19 protein-coding genes and 1 pseudogene are annotated in these 22,503 nt (G+C 50.5%); 8 read left to right on the forward strand and 12 right to left on the reverse strand.

The window, feature by feature from the left end:
• Positions 1-59 precede the first annotated feature (59 nt).
• The 3 genes from LZ463_RS17230 to LZ463_RS17240 form a co-directional block, all read right to left on the reverse strand.
• Complete coding sequence (locus LZ463_RS17230) at positions 60-1,289, reverse strand: hypothetical protein (protein WP_241457035.1); 1,230 nt, start codon at positions 1,287-1,289, stop codon at positions 60-62.
• A gap of 124 nt (positions 1,290-1,413) precedes the next feature.
• Positions 1,414-2,718: a c-type cytochrome gene (locus LZ463_RS17235; protein ID WP_241457036.1), complete on the reverse strand. Its 1,305-nt coding sequence runs from the start codon at positions 2,716-2,718 to the stop codon at positions 1,414-1,416.
• Positions 2,719-2,780: 62 nt separating this feature from the next.
• On the reverse strand, positions 2,781-3,482 hold the full coding sequence (locus LZ463_RS17240) for a c-type cytochrome (protein ID WP_241457037.1): 702 nt from the start codon (positions 3,480-3,482) through the stop codon (positions 2,781-2,783).
• Positions 3,483-4,019: 537 nt separating this feature from the next.
• Here LZ463_RS17240 and rpoD point away from each other — a divergent pair.
• A complete protein-coding gene (gene rpoD, locus LZ463_RS17245; protein ID WP_347176278.1) occupies positions 4,020-6,758 on the forward strand; it encodes an RNA polymerase sigma factor RpoD in 2,739 nt (912 codons plus the stop codon).
• 106 nt (positions 6,759-6,864) lie between these two features.
• On the opposite strand, the gene LZ463_RS17250 is transcribed toward rpoD, so the two are convergent.
• Together LZ463_RS17250 and pnuC are read right to left on the reverse strand one after the other, a co-directional pair.
• A complete protein-coding gene (locus tag LZ463_RS17250; protein ID WP_241457038.1) occupies positions 6,865-7,389 on the reverse strand; it encodes an AAA family ATPase in 525 nt (174 codons plus the stop codon).
• Positions 7,377-7,967, reverse strand: a complete 591-nt coding sequence (gene pnuC, locus LZ463_RS17255) for a nicotinamide riboside transporter PnuC (RefSeq protein ID WP_241457039.1) — start codon at positions 7,965-7,967, stop codon at positions 7,377-7,379. The genes LZ463_RS17250 and pnuC overlap by 13 nt, the downstream gene beginning before the upstream one ends.
• Positions 7,968-8,076: 109 nt before the next feature.
• Between pnuC and LZ463_RS17265 the strand changes: the two genes are divergently transcribed.
• On the forward strand, positions 8,077-8,574 hold the full coding sequence (locus tag LZ463_RS17265; protein ID WP_277624075.1) for a pilin: 498 nt from the start codon (positions 8,077-8,079) through the stop codon (positions 8,572-8,574).
• Between the two features lie 71 nt (positions 8,575-8,645).
• Here the strand turns inward: LZ463_RS17265 and LZ463_RS17270 are convergent, their stop codons facing one another.
• The gene (locus tag LZ463_RS17270) at positions 8,646-10,865 is read right to left on the reverse strand and encodes a TonB-dependent receptor plug domain-containing protein (protein WP_241457040.1); all 2,220 of its coding nucleotides are present in this window, start codon (positions 10,863-10,865) and stop codon (positions 8,646-8,648) included.
• Positions 10,866-11,146: 281 nt separating this feature from the next.
• Between LZ463_RS17270 and LZ463_RS17275 the strand changes: the two genes are divergently transcribed.
• Positions 11,147-11,338, forward strand: a complete 192-nt coding sequence (locus LZ463_RS17275) for a hypothetical protein (protein WP_241457041.1) — start codon at positions 11,147-11,149, stop codon at positions 11,336-11,338.
• A 52-nt stretch (positions 11,339-11,390) separates the two neighbouring features.
• Here LZ463_RS17275 and LZ463_RS17280 read toward each other — a convergent pair whose 3' ends face one another.
• The 5 genes from LZ463_RS17280 to LZ463_RS17300 form a co-directional block, all read right to left on the reverse strand.
• Complete coding sequence (locus tag LZ463_RS17280) at positions 11,391-12,137, reverse strand: hypothetical protein (protein WP_241457042.1); 747 nt, start codon at positions 12,135-12,137, stop codon at positions 11,391-11,393.
• Positions 12,138-12,152: 15 nt separating this feature from the next.
• Positions 12,153-12,977 carry a MipA/OmpV family protein gene (locus tag LZ463_RS17285; protein ID WP_241457043.1) on the reverse strand — a complete coding sequence of 275 codons (825 nt, stop codon included), beginning with the start codon at positions 12,975-12,977 and terminating at the stop codon, positions 12,153-12,155.
• A gap of 223 nt (positions 12,978-13,200) precedes the next feature.
• A complete protein-coding gene (locus tag LZ463_RS17290) occupies positions 13,201-13,962 on the reverse strand; it encodes a glycosyltransferase (protein WP_241457044.1) in 762 nt (253 codons plus the stop codon).
• Between the two features lie 209 nt (positions 13,963-14,171).
• Positions 14,172-15,497 carry an ATP-binding protein gene (locus LZ463_RS17295; protein ID WP_241457045.1) on the reverse strand — a complete coding sequence of 442 codons (1,326 nt, stop codon included), beginning with the start codon at positions 15,495-15,497 and terminating at the stop codon, positions 14,172-14,174.
• Positions 15,498-15,500: 3 nt separating this feature from the next.
• Positions 15,501-16,187 (reverse strand): response regulator, encoded by a 687-nt coding sequence (locus LZ463_RS17300; protein WP_241457046.1) that lies wholly within the window; start codon positions 16,185-16,187, stop codon positions 15,501-15,503.
• Positions 16,188-16,446: 259 nt separating this feature from the next.
• Here LZ463_RS17300 and LZ463_RS17305 point away from each other — a divergent pair, with 259 nt between their 5' ends.
• Entirely contained in the window at positions 16,447-17,181 is a 735-nt protein-coding gene (locus LZ463_RS17305) for a hypothetical protein (RefSeq protein ID WP_241457047.1), read from the forward strand.
• 92 nt (positions 17,182-17,273) lie between these two features.
• Positions 17,274-17,924, forward strand: a complete 651-nt coding sequence (locus LZ463_RS17310) for a GNAT family N-acetyltransferase (protein ID WP_241457048.1) — start codon at positions 17,274-17,276, stop codon at positions 17,922-17,924.
• A gap of 183 nt (positions 17,925-18,107) precedes the next feature.
• Here the strand turns inward: LZ463_RS17310 and LZ463_RS17315 are convergent, their stop codons facing one another.
• A complete protein-coding gene (locus LZ463_RS17315; RefSeq protein ID WP_241457049.1) occupies positions 18,108-19,049 on the reverse strand; it encodes an exopolyphosphatase in 942 nt (313 codons plus the stop codon).
• A gap of 343 nt (positions 19,050-19,392) precedes the next feature.
• Between LZ463_RS17315 and LZ463_RS17320 the strand changes: the two genes are divergently transcribed.
• The 3 genes and pseudogenes from LZ463_RS17320 to LZ463_RS17330 all read left to right on the forward strand — a co-directional run.
• Positions 19,393-20,958 (forward strand): sensor domain-containing diguanylate cyclase, encoded by a 1,566-nt coding sequence (locus LZ463_RS17320; protein WP_347176279.1) that lies wholly within the window; start codon positions 19,393-19,395, stop codon positions 20,956-20,958.
• Between the two features lie 82 nt (positions 20,959-21,040).
• Positions 21,041-21,910 carry an integrase core domain-containing protein gene (locus tag LZ463_RS17325; RefSeq protein WP_241457050.1) on the forward strand — a complete coding sequence of 290 codons (870 nt, stop codon included), beginning with the start codon at positions 21,041-21,043 and terminating at the stop codon, positions 21,908-21,910.
• Between the two features lie 320 nt (positions 21,911-22,230).
• Positions 22,231-22,481: pseudogene (locus LZ463_RS17330) on the forward strand (integrase core domain-containing protein); the annotation flags it as partial.
• Positions 22,482-22,503 lie beyond the last annotated feature (22 nt).

The raw sequence follows: 22,503 nt of genomic DNA on the forward strand, positions 1-22,503 counted from the left end.
CACACCAGTATTGGCGTGCGGATGTCGGGATGGATTCTACGACTGCCTTGGTTGATTGGCTAGTTGACGATGACTGTGACGATGGCAAACACGTCAGGATAATCATCACGCTGTGCCTTGACATGATATGTGCCAGGTTTGTCAGGTGCGAAATAACTCCCCATGATATTGATCGTACCGGCATTGGCTTCCACCAGATACCAGCTCACCGGCTGGCGAATATAAAAAATATCTGGCGGGTAGTTGATATTGGCCCTGAAAAAGTATTGGCTTCCGGCTTTGATGCTGACGCTCTTGGCTTCGACTGTCAGGTAAGGCGTGAACACCGGTGCAGGTGTACTACTTACATTGACTGTGGCTGTTGCACTCAGCGCCGGAAAATCTTCTCTTTGCACAGTCACGTGATAAACGCCAGGCTTATCGGGTGCTGTATATTCACCATTCATATTGATGCTGCCACCACCAGTTTCCTGCACGGACCATTTCACCGGTTGGCGTAGGTACCTGACATTGGCTGGATAATTGATCGCAGCGTCAAAGCTCAAGACACCGTTAACGAATGTCGTAGCATTCATCGGTGTCAGTTCCAGCGTGGGTTTGAAATTGACATCGGGATTGTCGAGTGCCTGCCCGACAGTACTCGCCCTAGCCAGCAAGTCCAGCACCTGGGTATTTTGCAAAGCAGTCATTTTTGACTTCAGGCTGTCAAGCAGCTTGTCTTGCGCATCGCCACTGCCAGGACTGGCTGCAGTTGCCGCTTTTAAGGGTGTAGTATAAAAGTCCGCCAGCTTGCTGGTATCGGCGTAGGCAGCCAATGCCAGGCTGACCTCATTTTGAGCCTGCTTGATATTGCTGGCTGTCACGGCCTTTTCTATTACTGCAGCGTCAGGATTGGCAAACACGCCAGCCATATCGGCCCGCAGCAGGCGGGTGGACAACATGTCCGTCAGTGGTGTCAGGTTAATGGTCCCGGCATTGATTGCAATTGCGTGAAGCCTCCTGCCATCAGCGGGATTGCTGACCTGTAATACACATGGCAAGACGCCTGACATGATCTGCATGCTGTAGCTGCCATCAGAAGCTGTCGTGGTGGTGCCACTGCCAGTACGGCATTTGGCATTGACAGCGGCGCCGGATATCGCCATTCCTGTCGCTGCCGTACCGGATAAAACTAGTCCGGTAGGCGGTGTTACCACACCACCATTAACCACACTGCCACTCGTGCCACCACCACATGCCGCCAGCAAAACTGCAGACAAACTCAAGCTCAGACCAAGGACAAATTTCAATTAACTCACCCAGCACAGTGTTTTCAAGTGTGCTCAGTGTATAAGCGATACCCTGAGAAAAATGATAGGAAATGTATTTAATTTGTCACTAATTTGTATATTCAGCTGTTTTGCATTTAGTCGTTTAGTCAACCGCTGCAGTACGATAACGGTTAACTTCGGCCGAGTTCACCACACTGGCCTGGTTACCCCAGGCATTGCGCACATAACTGAGCACCAGGGCCACCTCTGCATCGGACAGGGTATGGACAAATGGTGGCATGCCATACGGGCGCGGGTTACCACCGGTCACCGGGGGAAAGCCGCCAGCCAGCACCATGCGCACCGGGTTAGACAAAGCGGGGGCAAGCAGGGCCGGGTTGTTTTTCAATGCTGGGTAGATTGATGCCACACCTTCCCCACCTGCGCCATGACAATCCATGCAATGGGTTTTGTACAAGGCACCGCCTTGCTTCATGATCTGCTCCATGGTATCGGCACTGACAGTTTGTGTTGCCAGGGCTTTGTCGAACATATCTTTTTCAACCGGCGTCACTGTCGGTATGGCTCGCAGATAATTGACCATTGCTGCAATATCGGCGTCATTCAAATACTGGGTACTGCCAGCCACCACTTCGGCCATGGGGCCGGAAACGGCCGTATGTTCATTCACCCCGGTTTTCAGCAAGGCTGATAGCTGCTGCGGTTGCCATTGCGCCAGATGTATTTCCTGGCTATTGGTGAGCGCAGGCGCATACCAGTCCGTCAGGTGGCCGCCTGAGAAATCACTGACACCGGCATTCGCTCCCAGACCATTACGGCCGCCATGACAGGCACTGCAATGACCAAGGCCATTGACCAGATAAGCACCGCGATTCCACTCTGCCGATTTGCTTTGGTCCGTCTGATAAGTAGCGGGACGAAAGTAAGCCGCACGCCAGAATGCCAACAAAGCCCGGTTATTATAAGGAAAACGCAAATCATGTTCCTGATTCTGCTGCTCGCTTTTAGGCAGCGACATCAGGTAGGCATACATGGCGTCAGAGTCGGCACGCGATACCTGGGTGTAATTGGTATAAGGAAAAGACGGATACAGCATGCGACCATTCGTTGATTTACCATTGTGCAGGGCCTGCCAGAAATCATCCGCCGTCCAGCTACCTATGCCAGCCTTGACATCCGGTGTGATATTAGGTGTGAAGAATTGACCAAAATCAGTCTTCAATACCCGCCCGCCGGCGAAAGGGGCGCCACCAGGCACCGTATGGCAGCCCAGGCAATTACCGGCCTTGACCAGATAAGCGCCCTTGCTGACCTTGTCTGAGGCAGATATATCATTTGCGATGACCGGCACGGCCCTAGTGTCATCGACCAGGTAATAACCAAAAGCAGCTACAGCTGCAATACCTGTCAACAGCAACAACAAGACAGACAATAGAATTCTTTTCATAGTCAGATATTTTTATAATTCACACCGAATGGGCAAGCAGGGACAAGAATTCAGTCCAGGACTTATCGAAGGACACTGCCACACTTCAGTGGCAATTGGGCATAATCCTCCGGCTTGAGCAGCGGGGCAATGCCGTTTGCCGGCACAGCCTGAGCTGCCAGCCAGCTTGATACGGCAGCAATATCCTGAGATTTGAGCTGGGTGGCGATTTGCTGCATGCAATCAGGGGCATGTGCCTTGCGATTACCGGTTTGCCAGGCACCCAGCTGGGCAATCAGGTAATCCCGCGGCAAACCAAGCAAGCCCGGCACAAACGGTGCCTGACCTGTCATTGTCTGCCCATGACAGGCTACACAGGCTGGCAGTTTACGCTCCTTGTCGCCATTCAAGACCAGTTGCCTGCCTTGCTCCATGAGCTGGGCAGAGATATCGCCAGACTGTGGTGCGGCATAGGGTGGATGCTGGTCAGCAAAATAACTGGCAATTTCTTTGAGATAGGCGTCCGACATATGCGCCACCATATAGCGCATGGCTGGAAAATTACGCTTGCCGTCGCGAAAATTGACCAGTTGCTCATAGAGGTAGCCCGCTGGCTTCCCCGCAATACGTGGATAAAAGCCGTCACTGCCTGCCTTGCCCTCGGCACCGTGGCAAGCGACACAGGCTTTCAGGCGCTGCTCCAGCGTATCTGGCACTTTTTGTGCCGATTGTGCAAATGAAAAAACGGGTACTCCCAAAAGCAGGCAAAAAAGACTGGACTTCAAGCTGGATCTGATACTGAACCTGCAACCGCTGACAAACGCCATAGTGATAGCAATAAAAGGAGGCATAAAAGTACAAGCTTAACAGTTTGTTCAAATTATTTCGCCAAAGCAGAACTTTTTCTTGATTTAAATCAAATTTTAGTCCTGACATAGGTGTATGACAAAAATCAGGGGTATCACAAAAATATATTTGCTAGCCAACCATTACTTGAAGCCTCAAACAAAATCATGCCAAAGCCATGCAGAACGCGAGTGTCAGCGCAGATAACCAGCTGACACAGATGCATTGCAGGAATTTTTCTGCAAAAGAAAGCAAAGTCTTGCTTGTCAAGAAGGCTCAAGCCGGGGATAATTCTGCCCTTTCGTCTCATTTGAGGCCCAGATTCAGCAAGATGACCTGGCCCGCTTTCATCAGCGGGCTTTTTTATCCGCGCCGCGCCTGCCGTTGATCTGTAAATGATGATCGATAGCAGCTTTCGCCCTTGCTATTGCCAAACACTATTGACAAGCATTTGTTGTCGTAATCGAATTTGTTACATGAAAAACAGCTTAACTGACACATCTCCTTCAACAAAAACAGGCTCAACCCTCACCTTAGGTAAAAAACCGCAACTGCAACTGAACCGTCAGCCGCTCAGCGTCCCGCGCACGGCAACGGTACAAACCGTGCAGATGGTGGTTCCCGTTGTCGACTCAACAGAAGAGACGCCGACACTGGTCAGCACTCCGGTAACAGTGATTACCAAACGTCGCTCCAGATTGCAGCCACTGGCAACCGAGGGAACTGAAGAGACCTCGGCAGCCGATGCAGCTGCAACAGCAATTGATGATCCTGCGAACGGAGATGCAGGCGAAAGCGCGGCAAACACCATAAACACAGCGACAACTACAGAACAAGTCTCCATGACTGCGGAAGAATCAGTCACCAGTACGGAAAGCCTGACAAAAACCCTGGCTGAAGCTGCGACTGGTGACACAGAACCAGCCAAGCCACGTGTCGTCGTCATCCGCAAGACCGCACCCAAGCAGGCCAAAAAGCTATTGCTGGCAGACCAGCCGGTCAACACCCCGGTCGTCATCAAGCGCGAGGCACGCATAGGCTCGGGCAAGCTGGCGCCACCAGCACCAGTCGTGACACTGAAACCAGTAGCGACACCGGCTCCCGCCGCGTCGGCATTGCCAGCAATATCCTCCTTCACAGGGTCAGCGCCGGTCACGCCAGCAGCGGCTACCATCAAGGATATTGACACCTCCGGTTACGTCTTGCCAGCCATGCGCGAACCGGCAAAACGCGGCCGCAAGTCGTCGGAATTTCATTTTGAGAATGATGAGATCCAGGCGCTGAATGCAGCAGAATCAGCAGAAATCAAGCGTGCTGCACGTGTAAAAGCCAAAAAACCCGGTACTGGCAATGCAGCCAGCCAGGAAGAACAACTTGAACAGTATCGCAAGCAACTGACCAAGCTGATCAATCTGGGCAAGGACCGCAGCTATCTGACTCATGCAGAAATCAATGATCATCTGCCTGACGATGTCGCCGACGCAGAAATGATACAGGGCGTTATCAGCACACTCAACGACATGGGCATCGCTGTCTACGACGCAGCCCCTGATGCCGCGATGATGCTGCTGACAGACAATGTCGCCACCAATGTCACTGAAGATGAAGCAGAAGCTGCTGCGGCAGCTGCTTTGGCCACAGTAGATTCAGATTTTGGTCGCACTACCGATCCGGTGCGCATGTACATGCGTGAAATGGGCGGTGTGGAGCTGTTAACGCGTTCGGGCGAAATCGAAATTGCCAAACGCATAGAAGATGGTCTCAAGGATATGGTGCAGGCAATTTCCGCCTGCCCTGGCACCATCAAGGAAATTCTGGTCATCGCCGACAAGATTTCCAAAGATGAAATCCGTGTGGATGACATCATAGACGGCATGCTGGACCCTGATGCTACGGATGCGCCAGCAATAGAACTCAGTGACAACGACGATCTGGATGATCTTGATGATGACGATGATGCCGTAGCAGAAAATGCAAGTGGCATCAGTGACGAACAGTTGCAGCAATTAAAAGCCACTGTCCTGCAAAAATTCGCAGTGGTTGGCATGCGCTTTGAGCAAATGCAAAAAGCACGTGAAACGGATGGTTATCAGTCTCCTGCATATCAACAGGCACAGCAATCCATCACACGTGAATTGCAGGGTATGCGCTTTAGCGTCAAGACTGCAGAAAAACTCTGCGACAGCCTGCGCAAGCAGATGAAGACTTTGCGCCAGACAGAAAAACAGATGCTGGAATTGCTGGTCAATAAATGTGGCATGCCGCGCAACTATTTCATTGAGCAGTTCCGCAACAATGCCACGAATACGCAATGGCTGGAAAAAGAGATCAATGGCACATCCAGCTATGCCGCAATCATGGGCAGGAATATCCATGCTGCGCGTGAATTGCAGCAGAAACTGGTCGACCTGGAACAAAATGTCAGCCTGCCGCTGAATGACCTGCGTGAAATCAACAAGCAGATGGTCGCCGGCGAAAAGCGCTCCAGCGAAGCCAAAGCAGCAATGACCGAGGCCAATCTCCGTCTGGTCATTTCAATCGCCAAGAAATATGTGAACCGTGGCTTGCAATTCCTGGACCTGATCCAGGAAGGCAATATTGGCCTGTTGAAAGCAGTCGACAAATTTGAATATCGTCGCGGCTATAAATTCTCTACCTATGCAACCTGGTGGATCAGACAGGCGATTGCACGTGCAATTGCCGATCAGGCACGCACGATCCGCGTTCCGGTGCATATGATAGAAACCATCAACAAGATGAACCGGGTACGCCGCCAGCTCCTGCAGGTGACCGGTCTGGAACCGGAACCGGCAGCAATTGCCGAGAAGATGGGCCTGCCAGAAAACAAGGTAAGGGAAATCCTGAAGATAGCCAAAGAGCCGGTATCACTGGACGTGCCAATTGGTGACGATGGTGATTCCCAGCTGGGCGATTTCATCGAAGACAGCATGACATTGTCCCCTATGGCTGCGGCAATGCAGGCATCCGTACAAGAGAAACTGAAAGAAGCGCTCGACTCATTGAGCCCGCGCGAAGCCAAGGTTTTGCGCATGCGCTTTGGCCTCGACACCAGCACGGAATTCACGCTGGAAGAAGTTGGCAAGCAGTTTGAAGTAACGCGTGAACGCATACGCCAGATCGAATCCAAAGCCATGAAGAAGCTGCGTCACCCTGCCCGTGCCGACCATCTGAAGAGCCTGATGGAAAGCAACTAAAGGCTGCAGCAAAAACCAAAAGACAAAGAAAAAGCCCTGCATCTTATCGAGATGCAGGGCTTTTTTAACGCCTCAGTAAATATCTGCGCCCGAAATGCAATCACCACTAACCGAGCAGGAATGACAGGGCAAACTGCACCTGCTCCACCCTGGCCTGGAGGCTGCCTTCTACCAGCAGGAACGGGATTTCCCGCTCATCAAGCAGGTTCAGCACCTGCTCATGAATGTGATCACGCACGGCCGCAGATTCACGTTGCAGGCCGTCGGACTGCCAGGGAAAATCCGGTGCAGTGACGATGGTGAAGTCATAGCCATGCGACTGCTCCAGCTCTGCCAGTTCAGCATCAGGCTCGCCAAAATAATGGCGGCTGTAGATTGCTGTCATCATCGGCCCAGTATCGCAAAACAGCCATTGGCTGGCTTGCGCCAGTAATTCGGATTCGCGCTGGACCTGCGCCTTGGCAATCAGTATCTGCTCCTGCTGCTGCGGTACCCGCTGCCGGGTTTCGACAAATTCACGCAGGTACTCCGGCACCCATACTGTCTGGTACTGCTTTGCCAGTGCTTCGGCCAATACCGACTTTCCTGAGGACTCAGCACCAAGAATAACGACACGGTTTACTGTAGGCATGTTTTACTCCAGGCACGCAGGCCCATGATCGCCATCACAACAAAGATGGCATACAAAATAGCTGTCAGCATCAAGCCTTTGTAGATATACAGGGCGACATACAAGACATCAACAACTATCCAGACATGCCAGTTTTCCAGTTTTTTACGGCTTAACAACACCTGCCCCAACAAACTGCCTGCTGTCAGAAAACCGTCAGCATAAGGCACATCCGTGTCAGTAAAGGTTTTCAGGAACCAGGACAGCACTACAAATGCAATCACCATGATCCCGAGAAACCCGAATCTATCGTGGCTGCTCAGCAATGTTACCTGCAACCTCTCATACTGATCATTGCCACGCAACCAGTTCACCCACCCCCACACAGAAACCAGAATAAAAACAAATTGCAACCCCATGTCACCATATAATCTGGCATCAAAAAATACAATCGCATACAAGGCTGAAGACAAAATAGAAAATAACCAGCTCCAATGCAGTTGCCGTATATTTAAGGCAACAGTGACTACAGATAGAGCAAAAGAAATCAATTCCAGCAGGCTTGTACTGAAACCAAATAAGGGGAAAGGGTCATTCATTGTACGCAAAAGAAGTAGTTTGATTGCATTATCAATGATTTAGATTGTGATAAGCCAGGTTTATCCGTTATATTCCTAAGAATCAGACAATGGACAAAAGACTTACCTTATGAAAAAAACTTCAGGATTTACGATCATTGAAATGATGGTAGTCATAGCCATCATAGCTATCCTGTCCTCCATCGCTATACCTTCTTATATGTTTAAAATCATCAAGGAACAGTTGGAAGCGGGAGTAAAATTTGCTGATATCGCAAAAAAACCGGTTGAAACATCTTGGCTGTCCAAACAAAAATTCCCTGCTGATAATCTCGCTGCAGAAATACCTGTTGCCGACAAAATAGTCAGCAATGTTGTAAGTTCTGTTGCAATACAGGACGGAGCAGTTAATATAACTTTTGGAAATAATGTGAATGGTGTACTCAAAGGCAAAGTACTGACTTTACGCCCAGCAGTGGTTGAAGATGCTCCAGTAGTGCCAGTCGCCTGGGTTTGTTCGAAGGGACCTGTTCCTGAAAAAATGACGGTAAAAGGGATAGACAACACTACAATTCCATTATCAAATTTGCCTCCCTATTGCCGCCCCAGGGTCACTGACAGCAAATAGGCCTGCTTGCCCAAATTGGCTCGAGTTCTCATTAGCGTAAAAAAAGGGTTCCAGCGGAACCCTTTTTACTTTCAGAACTTATGCTCAAGCATGACGCGGAAGGTTGTCGTTGTTGGCGTCGTATTAGTTTGATAACTGGAACCCTTACTGTCAACATAAGAGCTGGCGCTGATATTGTCCTGATGAAGGGTGTTGCCCAAGGATGCACGCACATTGGTTTTTGCGTCAAACTTCCACAAGGCATACAGGTCGAGCACACGCTTTGGAACAGAGTAACTGCTTTGCGCTACCGAAATACGTACCGGACCACCATCCTGGAAACTGGCATTACCACCTATGGTCAAAGGCAGTTTGTCAAGCTTGTAATCAATGCCGAGATTGGCACTGATCGGGGTCTGTGAGTCAAGCCGGTTATTCGGGCCGGGCACTGAATTCAGGTCAGACCAGTTGAAAGACAGATTAGCCCTGAAATCAATTGCCGGCGCCTCCGCCATCAAGGCGCGCAAAGGCAACTTGGCTTCCAGTTCTATGCCCTTGGTGGTGGCCTGGCCGGCGTTAACCGGCATGCTGACCCAGGTTCCATTGGCTTCCTGGGACACGGTGGAGAGCACGATATTGTCTATCTTGCGCACATACACGCTGGCGCTGAGCATGCCACCACCTGGCAGGTAATGTTCATATGCCATATCCAGGCCCCAGGCCAGTTCCGGCTTGAGGTTGGGGTTGCCTGTGTAATCAGGACTGGTGGCGCTGTTATTATTTGAAATAAAGCGGCGCGGTATCAGGCGGCTGGTGTCCGGCGCCTTGTAGGTACGTGTGATACCAAGCCTGACCTGATCATTCTTACTGTCTGGCAGCTTGTACAGAGTCTGCAATATCGGACTCCAGACGCTGGACTTGTTATGCACTTCGCTATAAGTATTCCCCTTGCTGCGGGTATCAAGCCCCTCCCAGCGCAAACCACCATAGACGGACCATTGCTTGGTGACATTCCACTCATCCTGGGCGAACAGGGCCAGGCGGGTCACATCTGCATCAAAGTCCTCATTCAACTGGATAGGCTTCAAGGGGATTTTTTGCAATTCAGTCACATAAACCACGTCTGCTTGTTCGCGGGTTTCGCTACGTTTGCTATAAGCGCCATCCCAACCAAAGACAAAAGAATGATTTTCGACATATGGCGCGCTGTACTTGCCAGCCATGGTCAAACCCTTGTCCGTACCACCAGAAGTAGACTTGCGATCCAGTATCTGGGCACTACTTGGGTCATAACCTGCCAGCCCGACATCAGTATTACGCTTGTTGTAATTGACGCCGAGCTTGACGTCCAGCTTGGCGCTATCAGCCAGCTTGTGTATCCAGTTCAGATTGGTGCGGAACATGGCGGAGTTCGACTGAATCTGCTGAAGGTCACTCGCATAAATATTGAGCGCACCAGTCGACAATTCACGATTGTGACCAACAAAACGGCTGGCATTGACGAAACTTTGCGTCGTCAGTGTATCGCCATTCTCAAAACTCCAGTTAATGCGCGGTGAAAATCCGACATTGTTAAACGTACCCCAGCCCAGTATATCGGTATGTCCGCGCTGGGTATTGCCAGCTGCGTCAGTCCTGACTTCGTCGATATAACTCGGACGCTCATACTGGCCATGATTGAGGTTGCCAGAAACTGAATAAGACATGCGGCCAGCCTTATCCGAAACCTGGTAATTGAGGTTGCCGCCATACTTGCCACCATCTTCAAACAGGCCCGCCTTCAGCTCTCTTTGTGCTGTCTGCACACTTTTCTTCAGGACGATATTGATGGACCCGGCAATAGATTGCGTGCTCAATTCTGCCGTCGCAGCACGAATGACTTCTATCCTCTCTATCATGTCAGGAGACAGGGAATCCAGCGAAAAGCCTGGCGGGCTTGGCTCACCATTCAACATGATCTGGGTATAGCCCGCGCCTAATCCGCGCATACGGATATCGCCGCCACGCCCCTGTACACCACCCATGGTCACGCCAGGCAAACGTTTCAATACCTCACCAACGGTTGTATCGCCATAGCGTACGATATCTTCCTGCGTCACGACAATTTTGGTGGCCGTGTCCTGGCGGCGCTCATCATAATTGCGCGCACCCTGCACTTCCACCTTTTGCATTTTTGACTCCAGAGCCTTGGGGTCGGTTTTCTCAGCTGCCTTGGCTGTCGGTTTTTCTGCTTTTTTTTCAGTCGTTTCTGACCTTGAAGGATCAACTGTCTGAGCATATGAAGACTGGCTAAAAGTTGCCAGGATCGCCATGGACAAGATTGTCGGGCGTAAAGTAAGGCGGTTCACTCGCATATAGATATTATTGTGGCAATAGTCGTAGATAATAAGCCTGAGACCATACCACATGGTGCTAAGTTCCGGGGGAGCAAGCAAAGCTGACTGCAGCAGCCTTGCCACAACCAGGCTTTACAAGCCCTGAAAACTCTTACAAATAAATTTTTGAAACAATGGAAACAGAGATTTACACTGTAAGTGTCAACCGAAAACAGGTTCAGGCATTGTAGGTATAGCTGCTTTAACAGGAGGCTATCGTGCGTATCAAACTTTTAATTTCCCTGGCTCTGGCCGTTTCAACTCTTGCCCTGTCTGGTTGCGTCGTCGCACCAGCTCCAGGGTATGGCTATGGTTATGGTGGCCCCAATGTCTATGTCAGGCCAGCACCCGTTATAATTGACGTTGGCCCACGCTGGGGTGGTGGCTACCATCACTGGCGTCGCTGGTAAGGCAATTGGTGCTCGTCTTAAGTCGCCTGCAGGGCCAAAATCTGGTTCTGCCTTACTCAAATACCGGGGCAATAGCCAGTGGCATTTGCTGCGCCAGTATCTGCCCCTTCTCTGGCCATTCATTGAACTTCAGGCTTGCTGTTTTATAGGCCTTTGAACTCTCATCAGGAAAAGCTGCCGCCTCCTGGACAAGCAAGACATGAACATGCAAGTCTGCACCACGAAAACTGATGCCTGCCTGCTTCAGGTTTTTGGGGAAAGAAAAACGCACACCTACACAAGATTTCCCATTCACCCTGGCGTCACCAACAGTTTTAAGATAAGTCTGCGCCTGCTCACAAGCTGTACGCAAGTCAGCCATATCGTATACACCGTCAGCCCGGGGCACGATGGATATCCGCCCCTGAAAATCCACCTGGGTCACAGCCTGGTTCAACATCAACTCAGCATTTTCATCATAAGCTGCCTTGAGCAAGGGAAAGCTGGCGCGCCCGACCGCATCGAGCGGCAAACTCAGACGCATGCTCTTGCTGACCAGGATCAATTGCAAGTCATCAGGCAAGGGCTGGCTGGTTTTAGAAACTACCTGGAAATGATTTTGTATGAAGTGTTTGGGTTTGCCATATTTTTCAAACTGTATCATCGCCTTGTAGGCGTTACGATAGCTAACCCAGGTAACATCCGCCTTTTTGCCAGCATCCGCTGACTTCGGGACCGTATCTGCGCTATTTGTCTGCGCACATGTCAGTCCCGATGCAAGCAGCATCATGGCAAAAATGGTGGAATACTTCATCTTCATGCTTTTATATACAAATTAAAATCGATATGCCAAACCGGAATAAACGGTCACATAATCACGCTTGCCCAACCATAAACTGTCTTTGTCGGTATTGAGCTGATGAGAAGCAGTAATATGCGAAGTCAACAACCATGAAGAACTGAACTCCCAATTCCAGTTCAATCCCAGATAAACATTCCTCACATCGGCATTAGTGTTCACGACAGGTTTCAGGGCCTTGCTTGCACCATCACAGGGACTGCAGTTGGTCACAGCAAAACCAGGATTCGACAAAGCTGTTGTTTCAGGATCAAAACTGGAGCCGCTGGCATCATAAAACCGTTTGCTCCAGGTAAAACCTGCCGACAGGGCCATACCGTGATGACTGGCCAGCTTATGGTAGCTGCGGGCCTCCAGATTCAGATAGTTCGTATTTTTCCCGGCACCTGTACCAAACAGCAATTTGCTACTCAAACGCAGATTGGCGCGCGGGTAAACATTGAAAAACCCGCCCAGCTGGAAACTGCCGTCAATATCCCCGAAACCGGCCAGTTTGCGTGCCGCAGAAGAACTGCAACCACGCTGATACGCCAGCAAAGGACCATACTCCATTTCACTAGACTTGCTAAAGTGCATACCCAGGTTGGTATTGCGCAGGAATACGCCGTTGCTCCACTGCATTTGCACATTTGGCATGATCCTGGTTTTTTGTTCGCCACCAAGTTCACAGCTGGGTTCAGACAGCACCCCCAGACCAAGATAGGTATCGGTACTGCCGTCCGGCAACATGCTGGCAGCCGGGGTCTGCGCAAAAGCGATTTGCGTACTACCTAATAGAAGAATTAAGGAAATGGATTTCATTCTGAATAAATTTAAGTCGTCGGTATACCCATCCTGATTACAACACATAAAACAAGCTGGTTTCAATCGTGTAAGGGAATGAGGAAACCGCATCATAGACATTTATTACCACTTTCACAATGTCAACTCCTGGCAGGCCAGATACATATTGTTTTCTAGTTTTCTGACTGCAGATTGTGCAGCACCACATACCGCACAAGCCTGCCTCTCCATTAAGCCAAATTCAGGGAGTCATTGCATTACCTGAAATCACATCAACATATAAACGCACATAATTTTTCGCCATCATGTCGGCGGCAAACAAAGTTTGAACCCGCCTCTGCGCAAGTTTCCCCATTTGCAAAGCCAGGCAGGGATAATTCCACAGTCGCGCCATGGCACCGCGCAACGCCAGTACATCTTCAGGTACGACCACCAGGCCCGCCTCTACCGCAATATCAAGGTACCTGCCACCTGTGTCTGATTCACAGTAAATCACTGGCCGGCCAAATATCGCCGCTTCCAAAAAAGAAACCCCGTCCTTACGCTTATTGGCGGGAAATACCAGTCCATAACACAGGCTCAACAAAGCCAGTTTGTCTTCTTCAGGCAAAGAACCAAGAAAGTGGACGTTGTCCAGCCCAAGTTCCAGGGCCTGCTGTTTCAAGGCCTGTTCTTCTGGCCCCTGACCGACTATTACCAACATCATGTCAGTGCCGGTCAAGGCCTCCAACAAGGTATGCAAGCCTCTGCGATATAGCAACCCACCGACAAACAAATAGAAACGTCGATCAAAGCGCTGCTGCCATTTGACAATCAATTCATCCCTGGCTTCAGGGTATCTGCCTACGTCAACTCCATAAGCGGTAGCCCCGACCCTGCCGCGATGACTCTGGATGCTATTGGCAGGCAAACATTCAGGGTTGGCAATTACCAGCTTGTCGACATCGTTCAAGAGCCAGCGCCACAAAGGCCGATAGACTTTTTCAAGAAATTTCTTGTACACGATGTCCGCTCTAGTTAACCTGTAAATAAGCTGCGTTATATTTTTTGCCTATTGTTTGCAAATTGCCTGGCAAATCAACTGACTGATCCTGTAATACTACCTACCCGGCATCAATGTAAAACACTGTATTTGAAACTGCGGCCACCATGAATCAACATCTTAGAGAAATGAAGCAGACGAGTCTTCCCTGACTTGTCGCGCAAATGTCATCAATTTGTAGCCAGGCCGGCAGGCAAGAAGATAGTGAATCTGGCGCCACCATATTCACCTTGCGCCACACTAATCCTGCCGCCATGCGCCTGCACGGCTTTTTGAGCGATAGCCAATCCCAATCCAAAGCCACCCGTATTGCGGTCGCGACTGCGGTCCAGGCGATAGAATGGCTCGAAAATACGTTCGCGCTCATCTTCTGGTATGCCTGGGCCATCATCCTCCAGACTAATTTCCATACCCACTCCTGGAATGCGACAAGCGCTCAACCATATACTGTCATTGGTGTATTTGGCTGCATTGCGCAACAAATTACTGACCGCCCTGGCCAACAGGCGCGGATCACCAACCATCATCCCCAGATCAGCGGGCAATACAGTTTTTACCTGATGCTCCTGCAATACATGCTGCAAGCCGTCGACACAGTCTTGCAGGCAGGTACCCAAAGAAAATTCACTGGCCTGCAAGGGGGCTGCCTGATCCAGCTTGCCCAGATCCAGCAATTCGCTAACCATGGTATTCAACTCTGTAATATCAGCCCCCATGGCTTGCAGGCGCGGCTCCAGCAGGGGATTTTTGGCTGCATTGCGCAACAACTCCAGGGCAAATTCCAGCCTGGCTATGGGCGTACGTAACTCATGTGAGACTGAGTGCAACAGGTTTCTTTGCGCATCGAGCAGCTCCTCTATGCGCTCTGCCATCTGGTTCATGCGCTGCGCCAGGGGGTGAATGCTGTCGCGTTCACTGGTCTGTGCCCTGACCTTCAAATGACCTGCGCCAAATTCATCGGCCACCTTTTCCAGTGCCTGCAAACCACGCCAATGCGAACTTGACCACAGCGCGATAGGGATCAACAGGCATACTGCAACGATGATATAACGCAGCACTTCCGTCTTCAGTACCGGTGCGACATCAATAGGCAGATCCTGCGCAAGGATGACGTCTTCATCACTACCTATATAGCGCTCACCTTTCAGGTCCACCCGTCGATAAAAAGACTTGTCTGCGACGTTGATCACCACTTCGCCGCGCAGCAATTGCGCCTGACGGCTGGCATTGAGCGTTTCCTTTGCAGTTTGCAAAGGAATCAGGTCAAAGCGGGCGTGGGTAATTTCCCTGAGCTTGTTCAGGCGTGGCAGCCATTCATCGGGCCCGGCCTGGTCGACATATTCACTCAACAGAAGTATCTGGCCGGAAGCCTGTTGCTCTGCCACCTCATCAAAAGGGTCGCCAAAGAACATGCTGATGACCAGATAGATGGCAATGGTGGCAACGCTGATGGACAGCATCACCAGGGTAAAAAATCGCAGAAACAGGCGATTCATCACCTAATCCCAGGCTGACGGGCTGAACAGATAGCCCTCACCCCACACCGTCTTGATTTTATCGGCTTGAGCATCATCAAATTTTCGCCGCAAACGAGAAATTTTATTGTCTATGCTGCGGTCCAGTCCATCAAATTCTATACCGCGCATCTGTATCAAAATATCGTTACGCGACAAGACTTTGCCAGCGGCTTCTGCCAACACCAGCAAGAGCTTGAATTCAGCACTGTTGAGATCAACTTCCTGGTCACGCCAGGACACAGTACGGTCACTGCGACACAAACGGAATGCACCAAACACCAGATCATCCGTCTCGCTGACCGGCGCCTCCTTCACCCTGCGCAACAGGGCCCGCAGGCGGGCCAACAAAATCCTTGGCTGTACCGGCTTGTTGACATAATCGTCAGCTCCCTGCTCCAGTCCGGATACTTCATCAAAAGCATCTTCCCGCGCCGTCAATATCAGGATAGGCACGGGGCTGATGGCGCGCAACTGGCGACACACGACCATGCCATCCATGCCTGGCAACATCAGGTCAAGCACAACAATATCGGGATTGGTCTGTTGAAAATAGCTGAGGGCAGCGTCACCACGACTGACGACATCTATCGTAAATTCATACTCACTGAGGTATTCGACAACCAATGCCGCCAGTTTGGCATCGTCCTCTACCAGCATTACACGAAACATGGCTTATCTCCTTTTTGCCCGCATTGTAGTGGAGCATGGCAAAAATTTGCACAAAATACCGGACAGTTTTCCCCAACTTACAATTTTCAGACAATTCCCCTCTATAGCAGAACTTACAAATTGCAGACAAATATCGGACATTTCGGGAAGGACTTGGTACGGTCGGACCGCTATGCTCTGCCCCACTCAATTTTAATTCATAACCTGGGGCAGGCCATCGCTGCGATGGCACATCCCCAACGTATACCGGGTCTACAACATGCAATCCAACCGTCTATCCTTTCGCCAGTTGCTCCCCCTGTCCCTCATCACTGCACTGATCTTGAGCGCCTGTGGCGGCAGCAGTGACTTTACCCCCCAACCGGTCCCGGTGCAGGTCAACGTTGACTTCGGCACCGAACCTGCCGGCTGGGTATCAGGCACATCTGACTTTACCACCGACACCAAGCCGACAGACATCGTTACCGAATACCGCACACTGCCCGCCCCCCTGTCAGGCAAAGGTCTGTACACCTATGGGACCAACCGCAGTGATGATTTGTTCATCTACATCAAGAAAAAATATCTGGGCTTTGCCCCAAATACGCAATATGCCCTAAGTTTTCAGGCGACCATCGTCAGCAATGTGGCCACCGGCTGTTTTGGCGTGGGCGGCTCGCCCGGCGAAAGCGTCTGGTTCTTTGGCGGTGCCTCGCCGACCGAACCATTGACCGTACAACAGGGTGACCAGTACACCATGAACATCGACCGTGGCGGCCAGGCCGGGTCAGGTAAATATGCCCAGGTACTGGGCACCATAGGCAATACCAGCAATGATTGCGGCAAAGCACCGTATATGGAGAAAAAACTCAGTAATCAGACACCCCTGAATGTCACCACAGGTGCTGACGGCAGCTTATGGCTCTTGTTTGGCATTGATTCCGGATTTGAATCCACCAGCCATATTTATTACAAAAACATTACTCTCAATGCTGTCCCCATCCTGAACAAATAAACATCACCAGAACGGCTGCTTGCCGTTTGCCTGTACGTCGGGCAAACGGCAAAGTAAAATCCACGTCTACGACAACATTTGACGGCACAGCCATGTCCACAGCAACACCTGCATCAGCAATCGTCCCTGCTTCGTCTGCCAATTTATCTGCAGATATCGAAAAGCAATTCAGCGCCAAAGGCATCAAGGACAGGCCCGCTTACCTGAAGGCCAAAAAAATCGGCGGCCACAAACTGGCATTTCGCGATGCAGTGGCAGACGATGCAGCCTTCATTGTTGCCTTGCGCACCAATGAGCAAAAAGCCAGATATATATCCCAGACCTCAACAGACGTGGCACAGCAAAGACTGTGGCTGGACAATTATGCACAAGATGACAGACAGGTTTATTTCATCATCGAGAACAGTAAGCGGGAACCCATAGGCACAGTGCGCCTGTATGACAGACAAGGCGATTCTTTCTGCTGGGGGTCATGGATATTGCAGGCAGGCGCCCCAAGCAGCAGCGCCATCGAATCGGCCCTGATGGTGTACCACTACGCCCTGGCACTGGGCTTCAGGCAAGCCCATTTTGAGGTCAGAAAAGCCAATGAATCCGTCTGGAAGTTTCATGAACGTTTTGGCGCAATCAAAACTGCCGAGACTGCCGAAGATTTTCATTACACCATCGCCGCATCTGACATTGCCAACTCTTTGGACAGGTACGCCAAATTCCTGCCCAAAGGTATCACCATAGAATTTTGAGGTAATCCGGCTAGTGGACTGTCACAGTGAAAGCGGAAGTGAAAGACATGTGCCCGGTGAATCAGGGCAAGGCAAGGTTTTGACAAATAAACACAGCGATAGCGGGGCTATCGCGCGTATTTGCAACGCCGCCATGATCGTCGAGCACATGGCAGGCACTTCGCTTTTCACTGTGACAGTCCACTAGCCATCCAGATTAATGCGGGCAATCAGTGCAGCCAGGGTTTCCGCCGCCTTTTCATTCGGCACCTGGCAGGTGCCGGCATTTTCGTGACCGCCACCACCATACTCCAGCATCAACGGGCCGATATTGGTCTTTGATGTACGGTTCAGGATAGACTTGCCGGTCGCAAAAACCGTATTCTGATTCTTCAGCCCCCACAAAACGTGGATGGAAATATTAGTCTCAGGGAACAAGGCATAGATCAAAAAACGGTTACCGGCAAAAATCGTTGCCTCATCACGTAAATCAAGCACGACCAGATTGTCATGCAAGGTGGCACAACGCCGGATTTGCTCCCTGCATTTTTCTTCATGCTCAAAATACAGGTCAACCCGCTCTTTGACGTCAGGATTTTGCATGATTTCGCTGATAGACTGGGTTTTGCACAAATCGATCAGTTCCATCATCAATGCGTAATTTGATATCCTGAATTCGCGGAACCGCCCCAGACCGGTACGCGCATCCATCAAAAAATTCAGCAAATCCCATTCTTTCGGATTCAGCACCTCTTCACGATTAAATTGTGCCGAGTCCCCCTTATCGACAGCCGCCATCATACCGTCCCATGAAGCCGGGAAAACCTTCAAGCCACCGTAATAGTCATATACCACCCTTGCCGCTGACGGCGCATCAGGTGCAATGATATGGTTTTGCCTGCCATTGTCAGCATTACGCAAGGTCTCAGACAAATGATGATCAAAAGCCAGATGAATACCTGGCACATAAGGCAAATTGGTGCTGACGTCGCGCTCAGTCACAGCAATCTTGCCGTCCTGCATGTCCTTCGGATGGACAAAGAGGATATCGTCAATCATATCCAGGTGCTTGAGCAAGACTGCGCAAACCAGGCCATCAAAGTCGCTACGGGTGATCAGACGGAATTTCTTGGTATTTGCAGACATGAATACTCCCCCCTCAACAAGTGGTTTATTCCTGAGACAACAAAAACCTGGCATGTGAAGTCAGGCCCAGCTTAACTGCATGACGGACAGGATCATTCAATGTAATCATTTTCATAGCGCTTGTCTACTAAAGGAATAGCCAGGAATAGCCAGGACAGGCCTGACCACATCTTGCTTCGAGGCAAACCAGACGGAACGACGCTACCTGAGTACTTTTTCACGGCGTCCTTCAAAATATCCTTTTATTAACAATTATATATCCTATAATTGTTATTTAATTTACATTCTCAAAAAAATAACAACACTAATTCTGCACTAAGCCCTAGCTGGGAGGTTATCCGCCATGACGACCATGAGTGCCATCAACACAAAACTCCCCGATCCTATCCCCAGAAAGCTGCCAATTGCCTCACTGGCCCTGGTATTTGTCGTCCTGGTTTGTGCGTCCATTATCCTGGTGCAGGGCTGGGTCACCTGGCGGGCACGTGAAGTACAACTGGCCGAGACAGAAAGGACAGCGTCAAACCTGGCTCGTTCCATCGCACAACATGCCTACAGCACAATCAAAGAGGCTGACACCATACTCGTCGGCCTGGTAGAACGGGTGGAAGTCGACGGTGTTACTGACAGTAACCGCGAACGCATCCACAACCTACTGGTCAAGCGGGTCAAAGAACTGCCGCAACTGCATGGCCTGTTTATCTATGATGAACAGGGGCGCTGGGTCACCAACTCACAGGACATACTTAAAAAGAACGCCAATAATTCCGACAGGGAATATTTCATTTTCCATCGGGACCACGTGGACCGTGGCGTACACATAGGGCCGCCTATCAAAAGCAAATCAACGGGCGAATGGATAGTCACCGTATCACGACGCTTTGACCATCGCGATGGCAGTTTTGCCGGCGTCGCCCTGGCAACCATCAGCATGGATTACTTCAAACGCTTCTACGAACAATTTGACATCGGTGAGACAGGGGCCATTTTTGTTGCATTGGAAAATGGCACCATCCTGTTGAGACGACCATTTGAAGAAAAATCCCTGGGGAGAAATGTCTCACAACTGCCCTTATTCCATGATTATCTTCCCAAGGCAAAAATCGGCACACAAACATTCACCTCGGGCCAGGATGGCATCACCCGCATCAACAGTTACCGGAAGCTGGACCAATATCCGCTGGTCGTCTCTGCCGCCCTGTCGCGTGACGAAGAACTTGCAGAGTGGAAAGCAAATGCCATTGCTCACGCGATTGTCGTCGGCTGCCTGGTCCTGGGCCTGGCCATGCTGGGTTCGCGCCTGATCAGACAAATAGGCTTGAGAGTAAGAGCCGAGGCCGAACTGCTCAAGACACGCAACTCACTCGAACAGCTCAACCACACCCTGGAAAAACTGGCCATGCAGGACGGTCTCACCGGCCTGGCCAACCGACGCCAGTTTGACATTGCATTAAAAAACGAATTCCGCCGGGCCATGCGATCAGCCAGCCCATTGGCCCTGATCATGATCGATGTCGACTGCTTCAAGCAGTACAACGACCTGTACGGCCATGCCGCCGGTGATGAATGCCTGCGTGAAATCAGCAAAATCGTGGCCGGCGGCCAGCACAGGCCGGGCGACCTCAGTGCCCGCTACGGCGGCGAAGAAATGGCCGTCCTGCTACCCGGCACCGACCTGGCTGGCGCCGCCCTGATCGCCGAAAGCATACGCAAGGCAATCTATCACCTGGAACTGAAGCATACCGGCAACACCGCCGGCGTAGTCACCGTCAGCGCAGGCATCGACGCCTTCGTACCCGTCAGAGAGCAAGACCGCCCACTGGAACTGATAGAAGCCGCAGACAAAGCCCTGTACTGCGCCAAATCGCAAGGCCGCAACTGCATCTGTTCTGGGCAGGGCAAGCCGTGAAGTGAGCTGATTTAAACGAAGCACGTTCTGTCATTTCAGGGCGATTCGTTGGTCATTTTTTTGATGGGGTTTTATTTGCTTTATGTGGATGGCAAATGCTTTTTTTGGCGTGAATTATTGCTGGGTTCTGGATATACTTTTACATTCGATTTCAGGTTTTGTGAAACGTGTTCAGTGTTGGTTTGGCAGCTTCAATTGGCATAGGCAAGCGTATTCCTCTACTCTCTTCTTACAAGTAAAGCAGTTTTATCCCAGGCATCCGGTAAAAAGACGGACAGGTCAGTCGAAGCCGCGCTGGGTTTTGCGTTTTGTGCTGGAGAGATTTGCAGAAGGTAAAAGTTATCGCCAGATCGTGCATGCGTTTAATCGGCTCTATGCGCATAGGGGCATGACGATTAGTCTGGGAACGGTGTATAACTGGATACAGAAGCACTGTTCTGAGATGGAGGCGGTACGCAAAGAGACGCGGAATCGTTTTCCGGAACCTGGTCCTGCGAATTTGCGGTGGTGCATAGATGGCACGGGTAAAGTGACAGAAGATGGCATAAGCCATTTCATCCTGGGTATTGTGGATCATGGCACGCGGATGAATTTTTTGTTGCAGCGTTTAGAGTTGGCGACATCGTCGACGATACTTGAGCATATTAAAAAGACGATGCAATTATTTGGTCAGCCCCAAATTATTCGTACAGATAATGCGTCTGTGTTTCGCAGTAAAAAATTCCGCCGGGCTTTGAAGGAGCTGGGTATTCGTCAGGAATTCAGTGAACCTGGCAAGCCGTGGCAGAACGGCAGGATTGAGCGTTTGTTTTTGACGCTCAAGGAGAAATTGAATCTGATCACACCTGTCAACAGTTTGGCGCTCGACTGTTTGCTGAGTGATTTTACGGCCAGGTATAACTTGATCAGGCCACATCAGCATTTGCATGGGTATACGCCTGCTGAGGTGTGAACTGGGGTTGATCCTTACACGTCAGCGCCAAAATCTGTTTTGCATTTTAGTGCCTGGGATGGTTTGCTGACTGGTTACGATTTGCAGCGTTAGCCACACTCTAATAAAAAAAATAGCTGCCGACCTTGAACATTTTTAGGTGTTCAGGGTATTGCTCGTCTACAGCAAATAATTTGCCTTGAATTTAATCAGGCGCATAATATTTTTACTCGCTTGATTAAAAAATAATCAGTTTAGCGTTCAACTGAACCAAAACCTTTGCCAGACTTTACAAAAAATTGCTGATCTGGCAGAGAAATTTGGTTTAACTGAACACTGAACAGGGCAGCATGCAGGCATCCATGTCACGCAAAGGAAACTGCTATGACAATGCACCTATGGAGAGCTTCTGGGGGAGCCTGAAAAATGAACTCATACATCACCAGCACTATGCAACACGTACTGATGCACAGGCTGCTATCCAGGAATACATCGAAGCTTTTACAACCGCCAACGACGTCACTCGCGTCTTGGCAATATATCACCTGCCTTGTTTGCTGAAAACTTTAATCAGCAATCGCAGGCAGCTTAGAACATGAGTGTCCGTTATTGAC

This window comes from Undibacterium paludis, from assembly GCF_022568815.1.
Classification (GTDB): domain Bacteria; phylum Pseudomonadota; class Gammaproteobacteria; order Burkholderiales; family Burkholderiaceae_D; genus Undibacterium.